The sequence below is a fragment of the Paenibacillus sp. Mc5Re-14 genome, from assembly GCF_001049835.1.
GTDB classification, from domain to species: domain Bacteria; phylum Bacillota; class Bacilli; order Paenibacillales; family Paenibacillaceae; genus Paenibacillus; species Paenibacillus polymyxa_C.
In genome coordinates, this window is sequence record NZ_CVPD01000001.1 from 1 (window position 1) to 26,262 (window position 26,262).

Consider the following 26,262-nt stretch of genomic DNA (forward strand, 5'->3'; position numbering starts at 1 on the left):
TGGGCCAGTTGCAGGCAATGTACTGGGAACTGGTTCCAAAACGGTAATCCCGGCGATACGCCGCAGCCGTATTCACCAAACTGCGATGCTCGATCATAACACCCTTCGGACGTCCGGTTGTCCCGGACGTATAGATCACATACGCCAGATCGTGCGGTTCATTGATGTGATCGACGTCTGTCGTATCTCCCGTGTACATCGACTCGTTGTCCAGCGCTAATACAGTATACAGACACAGCTTTGTTGCCGATTCAGATGCTGCTTCGCTGTCAGACTTCGAATCTGATTTCAAGCTTAAGCCTTCATTCAGGTTGTCTCTTTCCATCGTTTCAACGCTAACCGCCGTCTCCAGCTCACCCTTAGCTTTTTTCATCGCCCAAAGTCCATTGGCTTTCATTCAGCCATGCTTGTGCGCGCTCCTGCAATCCCGTCTGGGTCAACAGTACCGTCGCACCACTGTCCTCCAGCATGAAGCGAATGCGTTCGGACGGATAATCCGCATCCAGCGGCACATATGCGCCTCCAGCCTTCCATACCGCCAATACGCCGACCAACATGTCTACCGACCGTTCACTCAGAATGCCGACAATCGATTCGCGTCCGATACCTTCATTTCGCAATCTACGCGCCAATTGGTTCGCACGCTTGTTCAGTTTCCGGTACGTAAGCTGTTGCTCCTCGTACACCACCGCCACGTGATCTGGTATAAGCTGGGCCTGTTTTTCCACAAAGGTATGGAACAGGGCTCCTGCTTCAACAGCAACATCCGTTACGCCCACTTCTCCAAAACCGTAGATGAGTTGCTCTTGTTCCTCATCGGTTACCATATTCAAAACTGCCAGTGGCTGCTGTGGATGATAGGCAATCGCTCGAACAATTTCCGCAAAATGCTGTGCCAATCGCGTCATGGTCTCCCGCTTGTACAGCACTGTGCTGTATTCCAGACTGCACAGAATGCCTTCTGGCTGCTCTATTGCCTCCAAGCTCAGATCGAATTTGGATGTATGATTATCCAGTGGATAGGAGTTCAAGCTCAGCCCTTCCAGCTCGAACTCCCGCTTCTCCAACGTTTTCAATTCAAACATCGTGTCGAACAGCGCATTCCGGCTCGTATCCCGCGCTACATTCAATTTTTCAACCAATTCTTCAAAAGGATAATCCTGATGCTCATACGCACTGAGCGCATGTTCCTTGACCTCTTGCAGATACTCAAGGAACGATTTGTCGCTGGATGGATAATTACGAATCGCCAGCGTGTTAATGAAGACACCGACTAGATTACTGAGCTCCGCATGCGGTCGTCCTGCAATCGGCGTACCGACTACAATGTCCTCTTGGCCTGTGTATTTGTGCAAGAGTGTGGTGTACGCAGCCAGCATCACCATATACAGGGTAGAGCCGGTCTGGGCAGCCAGTTCTTTCAGGCGTTCACTAACCTCACGCTCCAGTACAAATTCGATCGTATCCCCTGCCGTACTCTGTACCGCTGGGCGAGCAAAGTCCGTAGAGAGATCCAGCACAGGCAGTTCCCCTCGGAAGGTGTTCAGCCAGTACGCTTCCTGACGCTGCATCCATTCCTGATGGGCTTCGCTTTGCTGCCATACGGCATAATCTTTGTACTGAATCCGCAATGGCGCCAGCTCTTCACCGTCATACAAACGGACAAACTCATCAGTCAGGACCTCCAGGGACACCCCATCTGAGACGATATGGTGCATATCGAGCATAAGCAGATGTTGGGATTCCTGTTCTACTCCTTGAATGCCCAGATCCACCAAGCCTACTCGTAGCAGCGGCGCAGCTTTGAGATCAAACGGACGGACAAAGCGCCGCACCAGCTGTTGCGCCTCTATGTTGACCCTGGTGTACCTATCTGTAGTTGTGTCCTGATCTATATCCGCAGTCGCACCCTCTGCCTGTACCTTCGTATATTCCACCTCGAACGGTACGGTGTCCTCGATCCATTGCATTGGCTCACTGTCGATCAGCTCAAAACGGGTACGCAAGGTCGCATGGCGGGCGATCAGTTGACGGAATACATGTTCCACTCGTTTCACGTCCAGCGGACCGCTCACTTGCAGCACCGACGGCATGTTGTAGTTCACATCCAGCGGATCGAACTGATGCAGCACATACAGTCGTTTTTGCGCCGAGGATAGTGGATAGAAGCTACGCTCTTCCGTTACTGGAATGGACGCATACGCCACCTGATCCAGCTGTTCCAGCACAGCCGCCAGTTGTTCAATCGTTGGTGCTTCAAAAATACTGCGCAGAGGAAGCTGCTTGTTCAGCTCTTGGTGAATCTTCGAGGTTAGTGTCGTCGCCCGCAGCGAATGTCCGCCAATCTCGAAGAAGTTTTCCTTCACGCCAACTTGTGCCAGGCCCAGCACATCTTGCCAAATTTGCGCCAGCTTCACTTCCACCCACGTCCGCGGCGGGACATAATCGGCTCCGCTTTGCAGGCTACCTTCCGGTGCTGGCAGTGCCTTGCGGTCGATTTTGCCATTGGGACTCAGTGGCATCTGCTCCAGCTGTACAAAGTAGGACGGCACCATGTAGCTTGGTAGTTCCTGCCCCAGCGCACTTCTCAGCTCGCTGGCACTGATTTCTTGCCCCGCGACATAGTAGGCCACCATGTGTTTTTGTCCCGTTTCATCTGCACGAGCCATGACAATCGCTTCTCGTACCGATTCCACTTGGAGCAACTGCGTTTCGACCTCGCCCAGCTCAATCCGGTACCCCCGGATTTTCACCTGATGGTCGATCCGGCCCAGATATTCAATGTTCCCGTCCGGCATCCATCTCGCCAAATCGCCGGTACGGTACATCCGCTCATACCCTGCTTCCCCGCCAGCAAACGGATCTTTCACAAATTTCTCAGCCGTCAGCTCCGGACGGTTCAGATAACCTCGAGCTACGCCGACACCGCCGATGCACAGTTCACCTGCCACGCCAATTGGCTGCAATTGCTCCGTGCCTTCCTTCACGATGTAGAGACGAATGTTTTGAATCGGTTTTCCGATCGGAATAACCGCATATTCCTCTGACGGCTCGCAATCGAAGTACGATACGTCCACCGTCGCTTCGGTTGGGCCATACAGGTTGACTAGCTTCGCTCCGGCTAGGCTCGACACGAGCCGCTGGAACCGGGCCACATGCTGTGGCGGCAACGCTTCGCCACTGGCAAAGACATGGCGCAGTGTGCCTAGCTTCGCTCGCATCACATCCCGCGGCTGCTGCTCCACATATTCCAGGAACGCATGCAGCATGGCTGGTACAAAGTGCATCGTACTCACGCCATCGCGGGCAATCGTGTCGACGATGTCTTCCGGGTTCTTTTCCCCGCCGACCGACAGCAGGCTTACCTTTGAGCCGACCATCGACCACCAGAACAGCTCCCACACCGACACGTCGAAGGTAAAGGCGGTCTTTTGCAGAATCGTATCTTCCACGCTTAGGCCATACCGATCATGCATCCACAAAATCCGGTTTAGCACGGAATGGTGTTCCACCATCACGCCCTTCGGTTTTCCGGTGGAACCGGAGGTATAGATCACATAGGCCACATGGTGCGGTCCGGCCAAGGGCTCCAGATTCGAGCCATCTTCGTGATAGATGTCCTCACGGTCCAGCACCAGCACCCGGCCGTCGAAACTCAGCGATGCTTGCTCCGCCAGATGCGATTGCGTCAGCACTAGCTTCGCGCCCGAGTCCTCCAGCATAAAGCGGATGCGGTCGGCCGGATATTCCGGATCGATCGGTACATAAGCTCCGCCTGCCTTGAGGATCGCGTAGATACCTACGATCATGTCCAGCGAACGGTGAAGCAGAATGCCCACCGGCTGATCCGGTTCCACCCCTTCCGCACGCAGCGTCCGGGCCAAACGGTTGGCTCGCTCGTTTAGCTCACGGTAGGTCAGCGACTCTTCACCGCACAGTACCGCGACTTGCTCCGGCATGTTCGCGACCTGCTGCTCAAACAGACTGCTTAGTGTCTGATCCTGCGGATAGGCTGCCGCTGTATCTCCCCATACCTGAACGATCTGTGCCTGTTCTTCCGGTGTCACCAATTCCAGCTCATTCACACGGATATGCGGATTGTTCACGATTTGCCCGATGACATGCAGTACATGTCCCTGCATCCGCTCGATCGTAGACCGGTCGTACACATTCGCGTTGTATCTGAACATGATGCGGAAGGTTTCATCCGGCATCACAATCAAATCCAGATCATAGTTCGTCTGCTCAACAACCTCTACATTCGTAATGTCAAATGCAGACGGACGAACTTCACCCAACTGCTCGACTTGCTCCTCTACCGGATAGTTTTCAAATACCATAATGTGATTAATCAGATGCTGCTTCTGCTCGGTCAGCGCCTGAATTTCATACAGCGGGAAGCTGTCATATACCCCCGAAGCCAGCGCTTGCTCCTGCGTGTTCCGCATGATTTCGACAAACGTGGCATTTCGTTCACTTTGAATCCGAACCGGAATCGTATTAATGAACAGACCGATCATATTTTCTACGCCAGCAATATCCGTCGGACGTCCAGATACGACACTGCCGAATACAACATCTTCATTGTTATTATATTGCTGCAAAATAACGCCCCACACGCTCTGCATCAGCGTATTGATCGTGACCTGCTGCTGCTTTGCAATCCGGTACATGGCTTCGCTCCACGTTGGATCCAGATCTACCGTTACTTTTTCAGAAACATATTCGCTGGCTTCGCTTGCTGTCGAGGATACCGCATGTTCCCTGCTGTCCGTCACGTGGTCTTTCGATGCAGTATCCGATCCAGGCAGCAACGTCTGCTGTTCAAAGCCCGCCAAATAGTTGCTCCAATACTCTTTTGCCGCACGTTCATCCTGACGCTCTAGCCACTCGATATATTGGCCATACGGTGTGATCGGAGCCAGCTCCGGCTGTTTCTGCTCCAGCAGCGCAAAGTACGTACCAAACACCTCACCCGTAACGAGCGATAAGCACCAGCCGTCCATGATAATGTGATGGAAGCTCCAAACCCAGTGATACGTTTCTTCATCGGTCTGCCATACCTGTACGCGCATGAGTGCATCCGTACCGAGATCAAAGCCCCGAGCCTGATCCTCCTGCTTCAACGCCTGGATATACGCCTGTTGTTCTGCTTTCGGCATTCCGCGTACATCCTTGAAGGACAGATCGCTATCTTTGTGACGGAACACCAGTTGCAATGGCTCCTGACCGTGTCCGGTCTCAAACCGATGGAAATTCGTCCGCAGCGCTTCATGACGCTGTGTCAGCAGATCTAGGCTCTTGCGGAAAACAGCAACATCGAAGCTGCCTTTTTGATCAAACGAGGCTTGCTGGAAGTATGCACCTGAGTCGGGTTCCATCAAGCTATGGAACAGCATCCCTTTCTGCATGGGAGAAAGAGCATACACATTTTCCAGTTCACCCACAGAAGCCGTTTGCTCCGTTAATTGCTCCAGTTGTTCCAACGACAAGCCTTTGAACAAGACATCGCTTGGCGTTAGTTCGCTCCGCTCTTGGGAGGCACAATGCTTGATTACTTCCTGCAAGCTTTCCCGTAGCAGCCGGGCAAACTTCTCTACATTTTGCTGATGATATACTTGGCTGTCATAGCGAATTTCCAAGGTCAGCACGCCTGCTGTAATCATGCCGTTCACATTCAGCGGCTGCTCCAGCACGGTATAACCACTCATCGGTTCTCCGTCCGTATGCGAAGACAGCACGATGTCACTCTGTTCCAAATCCTGATCAAATTGTCCCAAATAGTTAAAGCTGATCTCAGGCTGCAGATTCAAGGAAGGATCGGCATTATCCGAAGACATATACTTCAAAATACCGTAACCAATACCCTTATGCGGCACATGACGCAGGTCCTCTTTTACCCGCTTGATGCGCTGCCCTACTTCCGCCTTTCCATCGACATCCAGCAGCACGGGATACTGACTTGTAAACCAGCCCACGGTACGTGTAATATCCATATCTGGAACAATAGCTTCCCGGCCATGCCCCTCCAGATTGACCAGCACACGCTTTTGACCGCTCCAGTTGTACAATGCGCTGCCGAGTGCGGTTAACAGCAAATCATTGACCTCCGTATTGTACGCACGATGTGATTCCTGAAGCAGCAACCGGGTTTCCTGTTCGCTCCAAGCTACGGTCACCGTCTCACTATCTCTGACCCAAAAAGGCTGTCCTGCCGCTTTGTCTCGATCCTTAGGCAGCGATGCAACTTCCATGTGAGCAAGACGCTGCCAGTATTCGCGTTCGTTGTCAATGGCCGGACTGTTCGCATATTGAGACAACCGCTCTGCCAAGCAGAGAACGAATCCGTTTTATAAGGCAAGCGAATCGCTTCTCCCCGAACGGCCTGTTCATATCCAGTCGCAAAATCTTCAAACACAATCCGCCATGAGATCCCATCTATAACCAAATGGTGAATGGCAATCAGTAAATGATCTCCATCCATGCAGCGGAAAAGTCCCAGCTTCACCAGCGGTCCTTCATCCAGATGAATGGAGCTTTGGATGGCATTGGCTTTCATCTCAATTGCGGCTGCCACCTCTGCCATGTTTTGCACATCCGTCAAATCCACAACGTCCAGACTGTACAGCTCGCCTTCGTTCACACTGCGATTCCACGCTTCATAGCCCTGTTCCGTCTGACGGAAGACCATACGCAGCGCATCATGATGCTTCGTCATCTGGGTCACCGTGCGATGCAATGCGCCTATGTCGAAGCCTTCTGCTCTATTCAGCATCACCGACTGGTTAAAATAGTGCGGCTCTGCCGATGCTTGTCCAAAGAACCATTGCTGAATCGGAGTCAGCTTAACACTTCCCGAAACCTCGCCCTGATCGGCCGTACGGCTAACTGGGTGTACATGATCGCTCAGCAGCGAAATGGACGGATATTGGAACAAATCCTTCATGTCCAGCTTGTAGCCCGCTTGCAGCAAGCGGGAGGATACCTGGATTGCTTTGATCGAATCGCCGCCCAGATCAAAGAAATTATCCAAAATCCCGATGTTCTTCGTTCCTAATACAGACTGCCAAATCGAAACCAACGTCTGCTCCAGTGCTGTGCGCGGCTCTACATAATCCGCTCCGCTTTGCAGACTGCCTTCCGGTGCCGGCAGGGCCTTACGGTCGATTTTGCCGTTCGGTGTCAGCGGCATCTGCTCCAGCTGGATGAAATACGAAGGCACCATGTAGTTTGGCAATTCCTCACCCAGAAAGCCGCGCAGCTCCCCAGCGCTTACGTCTCTTTCAGCGACATAGTACGCCACCAGTTGGTTTTGCCCCTGCTCGTCCGCTTGGGCCAGTACGATGACCTCTTGCACGTCTTCCACTTTCAAGATTTGTGCCTCGACTTCGCCCAGTTCGATCCGGTAGCCCCGGATTTTTACCTGATGGTCGATCCGGCCCAAATATTCAATATTGCCGTCTTGCATCCATCTCGCCAAGTCCCCCGTACGGTACATTCGTTCATAGCCTGCTTCACCCGCCGCAAACGGGTTCGCTACAAATTTCTCCGCCGTCAGATCTGGACGATCCAGATAACCACGCGCCAGACCCGGACCGGACACGCACAGTTCACCTGCTACGCCGACCGGCGCCAAATGTCCATGGATATCCACCATGTATACCCGGTGATTCGGCATAGGACGTCCGATGGAAATGAGTTGTCCTGCCCTTTCATCCTCGGATACCGGCCAGATGGACGTCGCCACCGAGTTTTCGGTTGGTCCATAGCCATTGTAGTACGCCACCTGATCCTTCCACTTGTATACCAGTTCGGTGGATGAGGCTGAACCCGCAGTGAACAGAATACGCAGGCTTGACATCCGCTGCGGCTCCAGATACACCGCATAGGTCGGTGGCAAAGCAGCCACCGTAATGTGGTGATCCGCCATATATTGCTCAAACCGCTCGTAGTTCAAAATCGTCTCTGTTGTTGGCACATATAACGTAGCCCCGCAGAACAGCGCTTGGAAGATTTCCCAGCAAGCCGCATCGAACGAATAGCTGGCAAACAGCAGTGCATGATCCGTTGTACTAATCTTGAGTGTCTGATCAAAATACGTTTTCAGATTGCAGAGCCCGTGATGCTCCAGCATAACGCCCTTCGGCTGCCCGGTTGTACCCGACGTATAGATTACATACGCCAAATCGTTCGGACCAGACAGCGGCTCCAGGTTGGAACCATCCTCGTGGTACACGGTTTGTGCTCCATCCAATACCAGTACTTGACCATCAATAACTGCTTTGTCCATCAGATGACTTTGTGTTAACAGCAGCTTCGCACCCGAGTCGTCCAGCATGTAGCGGATACGTTCCTCCGGATACGTCGGATCAATAGGGACATATGCGCCTCCAGCTTTCAAAATCCCGAAGATGCCCACGATCATATCCACCGAACGCTCGGTCATCAGACCCACCAGCCGATCCTTCGTCACGCCTTGACTGCGCAAGGTACGTGCCAGACGATTCGCGCGTTCATTCAGCTCGCGATAAGTCAGCGTTTCTCCTTCAAAGAACAAGGCTGTCTGCTCTGGCGTCTCTAATGCTTGCGCTTCGAACAAGCCGTGAATCGTTTGCTCGCTTGCATAGGCTGCCGCTGTATTGCCCCACACCTCAACGATTTGCTTACGCTCCTGCATCGTAACCATGTCCAGTTCATGTACACGAATGTTCGGATTCGCTGTCACCTGCTTCAGCAGCTGCACCAGATGACCTCGAATTTGCTCCACACTTTCCCGTTCAAAGGCTAGGGCATTATAGCCAAAGCTCATATGAATGGTGTTTCCCGGCAGCACTACCACGTTAAAGTCATAGTTGGTCTGCTCAACGGACTCGGCTCCTGTGATCGTGAAGCTGGACGCCTCACTACTACCTAATTGCTCAATTTGCTCCTCTACCGGATAGTTCTCAAAAATAAGAATATGATGAATCAAATCCTGCTTAAGCTCCGACAACCCCTGAATTTCATACAACGGATACGTATCATACACATGGGAAGCAATCGATTGCTCCTGGATGTGCTTCATCACGTCGGAGAATACGCTGTCCACCTGACTGCGGATACGCACCGGAATCGTATTGATAAACAGACCAATGATATGCTCCACATTCGGAATGTCTGCCGGACGTCCAGATACCACACTGCCAAACACGACATCATCGGTGCCATTATATTTTTGCAGCAAAAGGCCCCATACGGTTTGCATCAACGTATTGATGGTCACCTGATAACGCTTGGCTATGCGCTGAATACCAGCTGTGAGCTCTGCGCCCAAATCAAAATCCAAACGCTCCGACTGATACCCCGTCTTACCCTGAATTTTTGCCTGTGGCAAGCGGGACTGCTCCTCATATCCATCCAGAACCTTGCTCCAGTAGCTCGATGCGGCCTGACGATCCTGCTGCTCTAGCCATTCGATATATTGACTGTACGGCGTTACAGGGGCCAGTTCCGGCTGTTTATGAGCCAGTATCGCAAAATAACTCGCAAACACTTCGTTGGTCACCAGTGACAAGCACCAGCCGTCCATCACGATATGATGGAAGCTCCATACAAAACGGTACGATTCCTCACCTGTGCGCAAAACAGCGACACGCATCAAAGCATCCTGCGCCAGATCAAAGCCTCTTTGCTTGTCTTGGCGCGTAAATTCGAGCATGTACTCGTTTTGCTTCTCTTCCTCCATATCCCGCAAATCCTCAACATACAGTTCGCTGCGCTTATTCCGGTACACGACCTGAAGCGGTTCATCCTTCCAGCCGCTGTAGAAGTTCGTACGCAGTACTGTATGCCGCTGCACCAATACATCCAAACTGGCCGCAAAGGCAGCGATATTAAACTCTCCTCGCAGATCAAAGGAGGCCTGTTCAAAATATGCTCCCGATTGCGAATCCATCAGATTGTAAAAGAGCATGCCCTTCTGCATCGGCGTCAGTGCGTATACATTTTCCAGCTCACCAATACGTGCCGCCTGTTCCGCGATCTGTTCCAGCTCTCCAGTCGTCAGACCTTTGAAGGATACATCACTTGGCGTCAGCTGAGGCTGCTTTTGAGCGGCGCAATGCGCAATGACCTCCTGCAAAGCAGATTTCATTAGCCCCGCCACCCGTTCCAGCGTTTCTTTACGATACTGCTTACGGCTGTAAGCGATCGTCAAGCGCAGCTTACCTTCTGAGATCATCGCGTTCAAATCCAGCGTGTACAGTAACGGTGAATGGGCATCCTCTGTTTCCCCTGCACGGTAGGAGGACAACGTGATTCCACTGTTTTGCAGATCTTGATCGACTTGACCCAAATAGTTAAAGCTGATTTCCGGCTCGGCTGCGATCGTGCCCACTTCATCTGCAGGCAACGCAGAGGACAGGTAACGCCAAGTGCCATAGGTCAGGCCTTTATGCGGAATCCGGCGCAATCCTTCCTTCGTTTCTTTAATCCGCTGAGCCAGCGTCAGGTTTGCACCTGTATCCAGCAGCACTGGATACAAGCTCGTAAACCAGCCTACTGTACGTGTAATATCCACCTCTGGCAAGATCGCTTCCCGACCGTGTCCCTCCAGGTTCACCAGTACATGGCCTGCACCTGTCCAGTTGTGCACCGCGAGTCCCAGCGCGGTCAGCAGCAAATCATTGACCTCGGTGTTATAGGCGCGATGGGCCTGCTTCAGCAGTTGCTGGGTTTCAGCTTCAGTCCACTCCACCGTTAGCACTTCGCTGTCTGCATTCACGGAGCCCTCGTAGGCAAAATCCTTAGGCAGTGGTGCAGCTTCAGCTTTGACCTGTTCCAGCTGCTTCCAATAGACTTCATCCGATGCAGCCTCAGGACGGTTAGCATAAGAGGATAACTCCCGTGCCCAAGTTTGGAAGGAATCTGTTTTATAGGGCAATCGTACAGGCTCGCCCTGGATCGCCTGCTCGTAGCCTGTCGAGAAATCTTCAAACAGAATCCGCCACGACACCCCGTCCACCACCAAGTGGTGAATGGCGATCAGCAGATGGTCGCCCTCCGCTGTGCGGAACCATCCGAGTTTCACCAAAGGTCCTGCGGACAGGTCCATGCTGCTTTGGATTTCCGTTGCCTTCGCTTCCAGCGCTTCCGCATAAGCGGCCCGTTCACGGTAATCTACCATTTCCAGTGTATATAACGTGCCTTCCTCTACATGGCGAGTCCAAGCTGTATAACCAGCGGAAGTCTGATGGAATACCATACGCAGCGCATCATGATGCTTCACGAGGTGATCCATGGCTTGGCGAATTGCCGTCTCCTCAAAGCCCTCCGCGCGATAGAGCATGACCGCTTGATTAAAGTGCTGTGGACGCTCGCGCTCCTGCGCCAAGAACCAATGCTGGATCGGAAGTAGCGCCGTTTCCCCGCTGACTTCTTCCTGATCTGCCATACGACGGACCTCGTGCATATGCGGTGCCAGAGCTTCAACGGTTGGATACTGGAACAAATCCTTCATGTCCAGCTTATAGCCAGCCTGGAACGCACGGGATGCGATTTGGATCGCCTTGATCGAATCACCGCCCAGATCAAAGAAATTGTCCAGAATACCAACCGTCTGCAGCCCCAGTACCGACTCCCAGACGGCTACCAGAGCGCGCTCTTGCATAGTGCGCGGCTCTGCATAATCGACTCCAGTTTGCAGGCTGCCTTCCGGTGCCGGCAAGGCCTTGCGGTCGATTTTGCCATTCGGTGTCAGTGGCAGCTGTTCCAGTTGTACAAAGTACGATGGTACCATGTAGCCTGGCAGCTCCCGTCCCAGCTCACTTCTTAGCTCGCTGGCCTCGACTACTTGTCCCGCGACATAGTAGGCCACCATGTGGTTTTGGCCCATTTCGTCCATACGGGCCACGACCACGGCTTCGCGTACCGATTCCACCTGGAGCAGCTGCGATTCGACCTCGCCCAGCTCAATCCGATAACCCCTGATTTTCACCTGATGATCGATCCGGCCCAGATATTCGATGTTGCCGTCCGGCATCCATCTCGCCAAATCGCCGGTGCGGTACATCCGTTCATAGCCTGCTTTGCCTCCGGCAAACGGGTTCTCTACAAATTTCTCGGCCGTTAGTTCTTCGCGTTTCCAATAACCACGGGCTAATCCTTCCCCTGCAATACATAATTCGCCCGGCACACCGATTGGCTGCAATCCCCCATCCGCGTTCATGATATATATTTGGGTATTCGCGATAGGACGTCCGATATTAATTTGATGAGCATGGGTCAGTTCCTGTACAGTCGACCAAACTGTCGTTTCTGTAGGTCCGTACATATTGTAAATGCGAGGACCGTTTATCTTTTGCAGATCTCCCAACAGCTTGGACGGTAGGGCTTCACCCCCGACCATAATTGCCTTCACGCTTTGCAGTGCGTGGGAACCTGTTTCATGACCCAGTAGCATTTGCACCCGCGATGGTGTCATTTGCAACATCTCAATATGATGATGAGTAATCAACTCACCAAGTGCCTGAGGATTCACCTGATGCTGGCGGTCGCCAAGCACAACCGTCATGCCACCGAGCAGAGGCAGGATGGTTTCCAAGACAAAAATATCGAATGAAATGGTCGTCAGTGACAAAATGGTTTGACTCGTTTCAAAGTCAATTGCTTCGCGCATACCTGTAATAAAGTTGAGCACTGAGCGATGCTGGAGCATAACCCCTTTCGGGTTTCCAGTTGAACCAGAGGTATAGATGACGTAAGCCAAATGCTCTGGGCGGGCAATCGCCTCCAGGTTGCTGCTTTCTCCCTGATACAATTCTGCATCCTCAATAAATATTGCATTGGCGTTGCAATGGTGCTCTTCCAACAGATCACGACTGGTCAGAAGCACTGTGGCCTCGCTATCTTCCAGCATGTATTGAATACGAGATGACGGAAATTCGGGATCAATTGGCACATATGCACCGCCTGCTTTTAGAACGGCCAGCAGACCTACGATCATTTCCACTGAGCGATGCACCATCAGGCCGACCAGCTTATCAGGTCCTACACCCTGTGCTTGAAGTATGCGTGCCAATGAGTTGGCTCGTTCATTCAGCTCCCGATAAGTCAGACTCTGATGTCCAAACATTAATGCTACCTGATCCGGTGTCTGTGCCACCTGTTCCTCGAACACCGCACTTAACGTCTGATCCTGTGGATAAGCTGTTGCAGTATCGCCCCAAACCTGAATAATCTGCGCTTGTTCTTCCGATGTTATCAATTCCAACTCACTCACACGGATATTCGGATTCTCCACAATTTGCCTAATGACATGCTCGATATGACCCTTGATACGCTGCATTTCGGACCGGTTATATACCAGTTCATTGTATTCCAGCAGGATCGTGATATCCTCGTCAGGCACGACAATCAGGTTAAAATCGTAGTTGGTTTGCTCTGCAATTGCCACATTGGCTATAGATAAGCCTTTATGTGCGTCTGCTTCGCCGGAATCAATCACCTGAGATATCTTTTGCCCGATCGGATAGTTTTCAAAGACCATAATATGATTAATCAGGTCTTGTTTTTGTTCAGTCAGCGCCTGAATATCGTAGAGCGGAAACGTGTTATATGGACCGGAGGTCAAAGCCTGTTCCTGTGTACGCTTTAATATTTCAGCAAATGTTGCATTCCGCTCACTGTAAATGCGTACCGGAATTGTATTAATGAACAAACCGATCATGCTCTCCACGCCTGCGACTTCTGCCGGACGCCCGGATACCACACTACCAAACACGACATCCTGATTATTATTGTATTTCTGTAAAATAACACCCCACGCACTCTGTAAAATCGTATTAATTGTTACTTTCTGTTGCTTTGCAATACGCTTCAATGCGGTACTCCGCTCTTTACCTAACCCAAAGGTCACCTTCTCCAAAACATAGCCTGTATCCGAACGCCCGTCACTTCCGTCTGCATCCTCATTCTGCACTGTTACAGAAGCCTGCGCTTTCTCACCAAGCAACAAGGTCTGTTGCTCATAGCCCGCCAAATAGTCGCTCCAATAGCGAGCCGCTTCCTGCGCTTTCTGCTGTTCCAGCCATTCAATGTAACGGCTATATGGTCTGACAGGTGGTAGTTCCGGCTGCCTGTTCTTCATCAAAGACGAATACGCACTTAGCACTTCTTCCATGACAAGTGACAGACACCAGCCGTCCATCAGGATATGATGGAAGCTCCATACAAATCGGTATGAGCAATCCCCTGTACGGAAGACAGCTATACGCATCAGCGCATCCTTGCCTAAATCAAAGCCTCGAGCTTTGTCCTGAGTCACAAATTCAGCTACAGTGTGTTCACGCCCTCTGGCATCCTCGTAACGGAAGCTCGGATTTTTATGACGATAGACAACCTGCAACGGTTGACCATGCCAGCCACTGTAGAAATTTGTCCGGAAAATTGCATGACGGCTTACGAGCAGCTTCACGCTTTCCTCAAACATGCTCGGTTCAAACTCTCCTTCAAGATCAAACGTCAACTGTTCAAAATACACTTCGGTTTGTGTATTCATCAAACTATGGAACAGCATACCCTTTTGCATTGGCGTTAGCGGGTACACGTTTTCCAATTCTCCAACCGTCTTTGTCTGCTCCTTAATCGTATCTAATTGCTCTAGGGTCAGACCTTTAAACAGTACATCGCTTGGAGTCAATTCGGTCTGCTCCCTTGCAACACAGTGCTCGATAACTTCAAGCAGATTGGCTTTTAGTAGGTTAGCCAGCATTTGGATGGTGTCCTTACGAAAGACCTTGCTGTTATATCGAATATCCAGTTTCAGGATACCGTTGGTTACACCCGCGTCCACAATGAAATCGTATTTCATCTCCACCTGATCACTAACGACCGATCCAATCGAGTAAGGTGACATACGGATATCACTGTTTTGCAACTCCTGATCAAACTGTCCGTGATAGCTAAAACTTACCTGTGGCTCGGCAAAAGCTTGATGTTGACCGAGATTCAGTGCATCTGCTTGCTGATCCGTGGCTTGGCCGGATTCACTCAAATATCTCCAGATTCCGTAGCCAATTCCCTTATTCGGAATATCACGCAGACTCTCTTTGACCTGTTTGATGCGTCCCGATAAAGTAAAATCACTGCCGATGTTCAGCCATATTGGATATTGAACCGTAAAGCAACCTACCGTACGAGAAAGGTCCGTATCTGGTAAAATGCCCTCACGTCCATATCCTTCCAAATTGATCAGGCTACGTTCATGACCGGTCCATGTGTACAGCATCATGCTCAAAGCTGTCAGCAGCAGATCGTTCACTTCCGTGTTATATGCGCGGTGCGCTTGCTTCAATAGCCGTTCTGTCTCTTCTTCCGAAAGCTTAACGACCATTTTACCCGTGTCAGCCAAGATAAATTTGCCATCCTGTGCTTGATCTTCAGGCAAGCGTACCTGGTCAGCCAAAGCGGATGCGTTCAGATGCTCCCAATAGGCGCGTTCGCCTTCCAGTGCTGCACTATTCGCATAGGTGTACAGTCTTTGAGACCAGGAACGGAACGAGTCCGTTTTATCCGGTAACTGAAGCACTTCTTGATGGACGGCTTTCTCATAGACTGTGGCTAAATCCTCCAACAAAATGCGCCACGATACCCCGTCTGCCACCAAATGGTGGATGGCTATGAGCAAATGATCCCCATCCGCACAGTGGAACAAACCAGCTTTAAATAGCGGGCCTTCATGCGCATAAATACTGCTTTGAATTTCGCTGACTTTCGCCTCAATCGTCGCACTAAGCAAGGCTTCATCAGTGACATCTCTAAAGTTCAATACATCCAGATGATACAGTTCGCCCTCATGTACTCCACGGTTCCATGCTTCATAGCCTTGCTCCGTCTTGCTGAACACCATCCGTAGTGCATCATGGTGCTCAGTTAGCTTCATGAGCGCCTGACGTAGAGCGGATTCGTCAAAGCCCTGCTTCAGATGCAGCAAAACCGCCTGGTTAAATGGATACGCATGCACTTGCCCTTGTTCTGCAAGCCAGTATTGGGTCGGCGTTAGCGCCACTTTCCCCGTGACCTCGCCTTGCTCGGTCGTTTGCTTGTCCGCTAACCGAAGATGCGGAGCCAGTTCCTTCACATTTGGAAATTTGAACAAGTCCTTCATATCCATCTTGTACCCGGCTTGAAGCAGTCGGGAAGAGAATTGAATCGCCTTGATGGAGTCGCCGCCCAGATCAAAGAAGTTGTCTAAAATACCGACCGTTTGTACGTTCAGAACGGACTGCCAGATTGCTACGAGTGCCCGTTCGGCTCCAGTGCGCGGCTCTACATACTCCGCTCCGCTTTGCAGACTGCCTTCGGGTGCCGGCAGAGCCTTGCGGTCAATTTTGCCGTTTGGACTCAGTGGCATCTGCTCCAGCTGTACAAAGTAGGATGGTACCATGTAGCTTGGCAGTTCTCGGCCCAGCTCACTTCTCAGCTCACTGGCACTGAGTTCTTGCCCCGCAACATAGTAGGCCACCATTTGGTTTTGGCCCGTTTCATCCGCACGAGCCATGACCACGGCTTCTCGTACCGATTCCACCTGGAGCAGTTGCGTTTCCACCTCGCCCAGTTCGATTCGATAACCCCGGATTTTTACCTGATGGTCAATCCGTCCCAAATATTCGATGTTCCCGTCTGGCAACCATCTCGCCAAATCGCCTGTGCGGTACATCCGCTCATAGCCTGCTTCCCCACCAGCAAACGGATCGGCTACGAATTTCTCAGCCGTCAGCTCCGGTCGGTTCAGGTAACCGCGGGCTACGCCGACACCGCCGATGCACAGCTCACCCGCAACCCCAATCGGCTGCAATTGCTCTTTGCCTTCCTTCACGATGTACAGACGAATATTTTGAATCGGTTTCCCGATGGGAATAACTGTATATTCTTCATCCAGCTCGCAATCGAAGTACGATACGTCCACCGTCGCTTCCGTCGGGCCGTACAGGTTGATCAGCTTCGCTCCGGCTAGGCTCGACACGAGACGTTGGAACCTCGCCACATGCTGCGGTGGTAAGGCTTCACCACTGGCAAAGACATGGCGCAGCGTGCCCAGCTTCGCTTGCATCACTTCCCGTGGCTGTTGCTCCACGTACTCCAGGAACGCATGCAGCATAGCAGGTACAAAGTGCATCGTGGTCACGCCATCACGGGCAATCGTGTCAACGATGTCTTCCGGGTTCTTCTCCCCGCCGACTGACAGCAAACTCACCTTCGAGCCGACCATCGACCACCAGAACAGCTCCCACACCGACACGTCGAAGGTGAAGGTGGTTTTTTGCAGAATTGTATCCTCCGCACTCAAGCCGTAGCGATCATGCATCCACAAAATCCGGTTCAGCACGGAATGGTGCTCCACCACTACACCTTTCGGTTTTCCAGTGGAACCGGAGGTGTAGATCACATAGGCGACATGATGTGGCCCCGACAACGGCTCCAAGTTGGAGCTATCTTCGTGGTAGATTTCGTTGCGTTCCAACACCAGCACCTGGCCGTCGAAACTCAGCGATGCTTGCTCGGCCAGGTGCGATGACGTCAGCACGAGTTTCGCTCCCGAATCCTCCAGCATAAAGCGGATGCGGTCGGCCGGATATTCCGGATCGATTGGTACATAAGCTCCGCCAGCCTTAAGGATCGCATAGATGCCTACGATCATGTCCAGCGAGCGCTGCGCCAGAATGCCTACCGGCTGTTCCGATTCTACTCCTTCTGTGCGCAAGGTGCGTGCAAGACGGTTGGCTCTCTCGTTCAGTTCACGATAGGTTAAGGATTGATGCTCCCAAACGACAGCTACATGATCTGGTGTGCGTTCAGCCTGCTCCTCAAACAGCTTTTGGATCGTCTGATGGCTTGGATATGCTGAAGCCGTCGCATTAAACGCTCCTGTAATCTGCTGCTTTTCCGCTGCTGTGACTAATTCCAGCTCTTCAACCCGAACATGCGGGTTGAGCGAAATTTGCTCCAGCAGGCGTGCTAAATGCCCATGCAGACGCTCAATACCTGCTTGATCAAAGCTGAGCGCGTTATACATAAAGCGAATCTTGATGCCTTCTCCCGGCATAACAGCTACGTTCAGATCGTAGTTGGTTTCCTCTGTAGCCACCACGTTCGAAATCGTAAATTTATCCTGTCCCTCGCTACCTAACTGTTCTACCTGCTGTCCCACCGGATAATTTTCAAATATCATAATATGATTGATTAAATCCTGTTTCTGCTCGGTCAGCGCCTGAATTTCATACAACGGGAATGCATCGTAGGCATTGGAAGCCAGCGCCTGCTGCTGGGTTCGTTTCATCAGCTCGACAAAGGTTTCACCTTGTTCAGACTGCACACGCACTGGAATGGTATTAATGAACAGCCCGATCATGTGCTCCACGCCTGGAATATCCCCTGGACGACCGGACACGACGCTACCGAACACGACATCCGTACTGTTGTTATATTTTTGCAACAGAACGCCCCATACCGTCTGAATCAGCGTATTGATCGTGACCTGATTTTGCTTCGCCACCCGTTCGATCTGAGCAACCAGCTCTGGCTGGAAGTTACATTCCAGATCTTCAGCGACATACTCCCCGGATTGTAAAGATTTCGACTGTGTTTTTTGCTGTGGAAGCGTAATTTGCTGCTCGTAGTCCGCCAGATACCCACTCCAGTATTGCAAGGCCGCCTCACGGTCCTGACGCTCCAACCATTCGATAAATCGGCTGAACGGCGTGACTGGCTCCAGTACTGGCTCCCCTCCCGCACGCAGTGCCAGATAGCTACCGAATACCTCCTGTGTCATAAAGGACAAGCACCAGCCATCCATCAAAATGTGATGGAAGCTCCAGATAAAGTGATACGTTTCATCCCCGGTTTGCAGGATGGAGATACGAATGAGTGCGCCCTCTGCGAGATTGAATCCTTTTGCTTTATCTTCGATGACAAAAGCTTCAACACGAGCTGCTCGTTCCTCTTTTTCCAGTCCGCGCAGGTCTTCATAATATAATTGTCCGCTACGGTTGCGGAAAACGACCTGTACAGGCTCGTCCTTCCATGAACTGATAAAGTTCGTCCGCAATGCCTCATGACGCTGCACGAGCAAATCAAAGCTTTTACCGAAAGTAACTACATCGAAGCGGCCATTCAACTCAAAGGTGGCCTGCTCAAAATAAGCCGCCGAATTTTCATCCATCAAGCTGTAAAAGAGCATCCCCTTTTGCATCGGCGTCAAGGCATATACATTTTCCAGCTCGCCCAGATCTCGCGTATCTTCCACCAATTGCTCCAGCTCGTCCAGCGTTACATGGTTTAACAGGACATCACTTGGGGTCAGCACCGTTCTTTCTTGGGCAACACAGTGATGAATCACCTCACGCAAGCTGGATGCCAGCAGCTCTCCAAGCCGTTCAATTGTTTCATGACGGAACTGCGTTGTGCCGTAGCGAATCGTGAACATCAACTCGCCATCTTCGATCACTCCATTGATATCCAGCGCAAAATCCATAGTCGCGTTCGTGCTGACAGGCACACCGATAGAATAGGCGGAAGGCTGTAGATCATTGCCTTTATAATCCTGATCGAATTGGCCCAAATAGTTAAAACTGATCTCAGGCTGAGCCTGTAACTGTACGCCTGCTTTCTCCAGCGCATTCATATCTGACAGGTATCGTAAAATACCATAGCCGATGCCTTTTTGCGGAATATGGCGCAGCCCTTCCTTGATCTTTTTGATCAGGCGAGCGATATGTCCCCCTTCTCCCAGACTTCCATCCAGTACAACCGGGAATTGGCTCGTAAACCAGCCGACCGTGCGCGTAATATCCACATCCGGCACAATGGCTTCCCGTCCATGGCCCTCCAGGTTGATCAGCACCCGTTCGGAACCAGACCAGTCATAGACGGCTTTTCCGAGCGCAGCCAGCAGCAGGTCATTCATTTCCGTGTTGTACGCGCGATGAGCTTGTTTGAGTAGCTGCTCGGTTTCCGGCTTCGTCCAGCGGACCGTGACTACCTCACTGTCTCCGAGCCGTGCCTTGTCATTAGCAAAATCCTTCGGCAAAGGCTTCGCGAGGCTCGCTTCTGCTTGCTCGATATGCTGCCAGTAGGCAAGCTCCCGCCCCATCGTCGCCTGATTGGCATAAGCTGACAGCTGTTTGGCCCATACCTGGAATGAATCTGTTTTATGCGGTAGTCGAATGGCTGTGCCGGTTTGACCTGCAACAGCCTGCTCATAACCGGATGCCAAATCCTCCAGCAAAATACGCCACGATACACCGTCTACAACCAAATGATGAATGACGATTAATAAATGGTCACCCTCCGCGCAGTGGAACAGACCGAGCTTCACAAGTGGACCCTCGCTCAAATGAATGCTCGCTTGAATTTCACTCGCCTTGGCCTCCACAGCGGTCGATTCGTCTTCGACTCCGCCAAAATCTACAATGTCCAGCGTGTATAGCTCGCCTTCCTCTACGCTGCGGTTCCAAGCGACATAACCCTGCTCCGTCTCACGGAATACCGTGCGCAGTGCGTCATGATGCTGGACAATACGGTCCATCGTATGGCACAGCGCGTCAACATCAAAGCGCCCGGCTCGGTACAGCATCATGGCCTGGTTGCTGTGGTGCAGGTCAGCCGGCTGCTGCTCGAAGAACCATCGCTGAATAGGTGTCAGTTCCACCGGGCCTACTGCCTCTTCCTGACTGGCCATCTTGCCATCTGTACGAAGCAAAGGACTGAGTGCCGCTACCGTCGGATTACTGAAGAGATCCTTCATGTTCAATCGATAGCCTGCTTGCATCAATCGGGATGATACTTGCAGTGCTTTGATCGAATCGCCACCCAGCTCAAAGAAGTTATCCTGCGTGCCTACGGCTTCCACGCCCAGCACCCCAGCCCATACCGCAGCCAGTACTTGCTCCACCTGGGTACGCGGGGCCACATAGGCTGCTCCCGTATAGATGCTGCCTTCCGGCTCCGGCAAGGCCTTGCGGTCGATTTTGCCGTTGCTGGTCAGCGGGATGGTCTCCAATCGCATCAGACGTGCAGGCACCATGTGTGCTGGCAGTCCGGCTTCCAGCTCGGTCTGTACTTCCTCCATCCGCAGCTCGGCTTCTCCCGTGATGTATCCACACAAATATTTGTTTCCACGCTCGTCCGTCCGGTCGATGACTACGGCTTGGCGCACACCTGGTACTCGCTGGATCGCCGTTTCAATCTCGCTCAGCTCGATCCGGTAGCCCCGAATTTTGACCTGATAGTCCATCCGGCCGATAAAGTCCACATTGCCGTCCGGCATCCACCGCGCCAAATCGCCTGTGCGATACAGCCGTTCCCCCGGTACGTACGGGTTCGCTACGAATTTCTCGGCGGTCAAGTCCGCACGGTTCAGGTACCCCCGTGCCACGCCAGCACCGCCAATGCACAGCTCACCCAGTACGCCGATCGGCACCGGATTCAGCTGGCTGTCCACGATGTAGAAGCGTGCGTTCAGCCACGCTTGACCAATCGGCACATGGCCGCTGCTTGGCAGCTTCGATAGCTCTTCGTCATAGAAGCTGGAGTCAATCGCCGCTTCGGTGACGCCGTAGCTGTTCATGATGCGGATATCTGCGCCAAACCGTTCTTGCAGCACCCGGTAGTCCGTCACGCTGCAGCTATCCGAGCTGGTGATCAGCAGTTCCATGCTGCTCATGTCCAGCCCCTGTTCATGCACATGCTGCATAAACGGTACGATCAAAGCTGGTGTCGATTCGAACACCGTGATTTGATAATCACGAATCCATCCGTACAAACGGCTTGGATCAATGCGATCATCTTTCGGACAGATAACCATCGTGCCGCCGTTATAAAGCGTCCGTGCAATATCGCCGACGAACACGTCGAAGGAAAAGCTGGCCAGTTGCAACAGTCGTACCGGGAACTGGTTCAGACGGTAATCCCGGCGATACGCCGCAGCCGTATTCACCAAGCTGCGATGTTCGATCATGACGCCTTTCGGACGTCCGGTTGTACCGGACGTATAGATCACATATGCCAAATCGTGTGGTTCATTGATAGGTTCAACATCCGTGGCATCCCCGGTGTACAGCGACTCATCGTCCAATGCCAATACGGTATGCAGACGCAGCCCTGTTGCTGGTTTGGATGCTTCTTCGCTGTCAGACTTCGAATCTAATTTCAAGCTTACGCCTTCACTCAGGCTGTCTCTTTCCATCGTTTCAGCGCCAGCCGCTGTTTCCAATTCACCCTCAGTCTGCCCTCCGACCAAGGCCTGCCGACTTGCCTCCAGCCAACCCTGTGCACGCTCTTGCAAACCGGTTTGCGTTAGCAGCACCGTCGCACCACTGTCCTCCAGCATAAAGCGAATCCGATCGGACGGATAATCCGCATCCAGCGGTACATATGCGCCTCCGGCTTTCCACACCGCCAGTACGCCGACCAGCATGTCCACCGAGCGTTCACTCAAAATACCGACAATGGACTCGCGTCCAATGCCCTCATTCCGCAATCTACGAGCAAGCTGGTTTCCACGCTCGTTCAGCTCGCGGTACGTAAACTGCCGTTCCTCGTATACAACGGCCACGTGATCCGGCACAAGCTGTGCCTGTTCTTCCACATAGGCGTGGAACAACAAATTAGATTCTTTTTCATCAGTCCACGCAGCTACGCCTACTGATCCAAAACCATCGATGATTTTTGCTTTTTCCGCAGCAGTCACCAATTGAAGCTCATCTACCAGTGCATCTGGTCTGTGAATCGCTTCTTCAATCATATGCAGCAAATGCTCACGGATTTGCTCTACAGCTGCACGTTCCAACACCTTCGCGTTGTACTCCAAATGCACATGGATTTCGTCGCCTGGCACAACGGTAATGTTGAAATCATAGTTTGTTTGCTCTGACATGGAAGCATTGGCAATCGTAAAGCCATTCGCTCCACGGCTACCCATCTGCTCCATGCGCTGTTCCACCGGGTAGTTTTCAAACACCATAATATGATTCACTAGATCCTGTTTCTGCTCGGTCAGGGCCTGAATGTCATACAACGGATAGGTTTCGTAGGCACGGGAAGCCAGTGCCTGCTCCTGGATCTGCTTCATCAGCCCAGCAAATGTCATATCTTTCTCACTGTGAATCCGTACAGGAACGGTATTAATGAACAACCCAATCATTTTGTCTATGCCCGGAATATCGGCTGATCTACCAGATACGACACTGCCAAATACCACATCCCGGCTGTTGTTATACCGCTGTAGCACAACGCCCCACGCTGCTTGCAAAAGTGTGTTGACCGTCACTTGCTTCTGCTTAACCAGCTTGTTCATCCGCTCCGTCACTTCACGGCCCAGTGTAAACGAAAGCTTGTCCGCTTCATATGCTTTAGCGTGACCGTCCAGCTGTTTGACCTGCGGCAATACCGTCTGCTGCTCAAAGCCCGCAAAATAATCGCGCCAGAACCGTTCAGCCTCCGTCTTGTCCTGCCGATCCAGCCATTCAATATATTCGCTGTATGGTGTTACCGGGGCAAGCTCCGGCTTGCGGTCTTCGAGGATAGCAAAGTACGTATTAAATGCTTCCCCTACAACCAGGAACAAGCACCAGCCGTCCATCAAAATATGATGGAAGCTCCATACAAAACGGTACGACTCCTCGCCTGTACGTAAAATAGACACCCGCATCAGCTCGCCTGAGCTGAAATGAAAGCCTTCGGCTTTGTCGCGCTCAGCAAAATCAGCAATGTATGCGTCCTGCTCTTCTTGTCCCATCAAGCGTATATCTTCAAAACGGAACCCCGCATGTTTGTGTCGATACACCACCTGTAAGGGCTGTTCATTCCAGCCGCTATAAAAATTCGTTCTGAATATTTGATGGCGATCCACCAGTTGATTGAGGCTTTCGGCAAAAGTCTCCACTTGAAAGCTGCCTTGTAGATCAAATGTCGCCTGCTCAAAATATGCCCCGGATTGCGGCTCCATGAAGCCGTGGAACAGAATGCCTTTTTGCATGGGTGTTAACGAATAAATGTTTTCCAGTTCCCCCGCAGCAGCCGTCTGCTCTACAATATGATCCAGCTCTACAGTCGTCAGTCCTCGGAAGGACAAGTCGCTTGGGGTCAGCTCCGGCAACTCTTTGGCCACACAGTGAGCCAATACCTCACGTAAACTCTCCTGAAGTAAATCAGCCAGCTTTTTGATTGATTTTTTCATGAACATTTTGTTGCTGTAGCTGATCGTCAGTTCCAGTGCACCGTCCGTGATCATGCCGTTAATATCCAGCGCATACCGCTTGGTCAACGTGTCACTCATGGAAGCTCCGATGGAATAAGGAGACATGCGGAAAGCATTATTTTTCAAATCCTGATCAAATTGTCCAAGATAGTTAAAGCTGATTTCCGGCTCGGCAACAAAAGTTGCTTTCCCTTCTCCGTCAGCAAGATATCTCAAAATCCCGTATCCAATCCCTTTATGCGGCAGACGGCGTAGTCCTTCCTTGACGTTCTTGACACGCTGTCCCACATTCCGGTCTTCGCCCATATCCAGTACAACTGGGAATTGACTGGTAAACCAACCGACCGTGCGCGTAATATCCATATCCGGCAAAATGGATTCCCGTCCGTGACCCTCCAAGTTTACAAGCACCTGACGGATGCCTGCCCACTCCTGAATGGCGATGCCCAGAGCTGTCAGCAGCAAGTCATTTGCTTCTGTATTGTAGGCCCGATGAGCTTGTTTCAAGAATTGTTCCGTTTCTTCGACCGTCCACGCTACGGTCAGTGTTCGATCATCACGAAGCTGTGGCTTGGCCTGAGATTTACGAGTATAATCCTTAGGCAATGCCTCTTGAGCAGCACCAGCTCGCTCCACCTGCTCCCAATACGCACGTTCCTTCTCCAACGCGGCGCTGTTCGCATAAGCTGCCAGTTGATCTGCCCACAGGCGGAAGGAATCCGTCTTATTCGCCAAGCGGACAGACTCGCCCCGTAAAGCCTGCTCATAGCCGGATGCCAGATCCTCCAGCAAAATACGCCATGACACGCCGTCGACCACCAAATGGTGGATCGCCACCAGCAAATGGTCTCCATCGGTGCAACGGAACAGACCCAGCTTCACCAGAGGACCTTCATCTAGACGGATGCTGCTTTGGATTTCGCTGGCTTTGTTCTCCAGCAAATGAGCAAAGTCAGACTCCGTGGTATAATCCATCACTTCGAGGCTATACAGCTCTCCTTCTTGCACGCCACGGTTCCATGCTTCATAACCACCGTCTGCATTCTGGCGGAATACGATGCGCAAAGCATCATGATGCTCGACAATGCGTTGCAGTGCTTGATGAAGCGCCGTTTCGTCCAAACGATCCTCACGGTGCAACATCAGAGCTTGGTTATAGTGTTCAGGATGGGATGGCTGCTGTTCAATAAACCAATGCTGAATCGGTGTCAATGCCACGTTTCCTCTGACTTCTCCTTGATCGGACACGCGGGTCACCCTCTGCACCCGTCCATTCAGCTCAGCAATCGTTGGATACTGGAACAGCTCCCTCATTTCCAGCTTGTAACCATTTTGCAGCAGTCTTGAAGACACCTGGATGGCCTTGATCGAGTCGCCGCCCAAATGAAAAAAGTTATCCAGAACACCAATCTGTTCGATACCCAGTACAGATTGCCATACCGATACCAATGTCCGCTCTACCTCATTACGAGCGGCTACATAATCCTCGCCGGAATCCACGCTTCCCTCCGGCTGCGGCAACGCACGCCGATCCACTTTGCCATTTGGTGTCAATGGCAATTGTTCCAGCTGTACAAAATACGACGGCACCATGTAACCCGGCAATTCCTGACTCAAGTCGCTTCGCAGCTCACTTGCTGTGATATCGGCAAGGGTGACCACATATGCGCAGAGCTGTTTTTGTCCCTGCTCATCCTCACGTACAATGACAACAGCTTCTTGCACTGCCTCCAGCTTCAGCAACTGCGCTTCCACCTCGCCTAGCTCAATCCGGTAGCCACGGATTTTCACCTGTGCGTCGATCCGTCCTTTGTATTCCAGCGTTCCGTCCTCATTCCAGCGCACCAAATCGCCTGTACGGTAGCAGCGCTCACCGCTGCGGAAAGGACTGTCTATGAACTTTTCAGCCGTTAAATCAGGACGATTCCGGTAGCCACGTGCCACCCCGTCGCCGCCGACGATTAGCTCACCCCATGCCCCTACAGGCTGAAGCTGCATGGAACGGTCTACAACATACGCTGTGGAGT

3 protein-coding genes (1 of these 3 only partly in view) are annotated in these 26,262 nt (G+C 52.0%); all 3 read right to left on the bottom strand.

Annotated elements, in window-relative coordinates; translation table 11 throughout:
- Positions 1 to 373, bottom strand: a 373-nt coding sequence (locus tag BN1546_RS00005; protein ID WP_176702314.1) for an AMP-binding protein, incomplete at its 3' end; no start/stop codon positions are given.
- A complete protein-coding gene (locus BN1546_RS27625; protein ID WP_369690598.1) occupies positions 360 to 6,254 on the bottom strand; it encodes an amino acid adenylation domain-containing protein in 5,895 nt (1,964 codons plus the stop codon). The genes BN1546_RS00005 and BN1546_RS27625, both read right to left, overlap by 14 nt.
- A protein-coding gene (locus BN1546_RS00010) for a non-ribosomal peptide synthetase (protein ID WP_255305233.1) crosses the window boundary here: on the bottom strand, positions 6,176 to 26,262 show its 3' portion. It continues 2,440 nt past the right edge of the window; only the last 20,087 of its 22,527 coding nucleotides appear in the window; its start codon lies beyond the right edge, outside the window; the stop codon is at positions 6,176 to 6,178. Before BN1546_RS00010 ends, BN1546_RS27625 begins: the two co-directional genes overlap by 79 nt.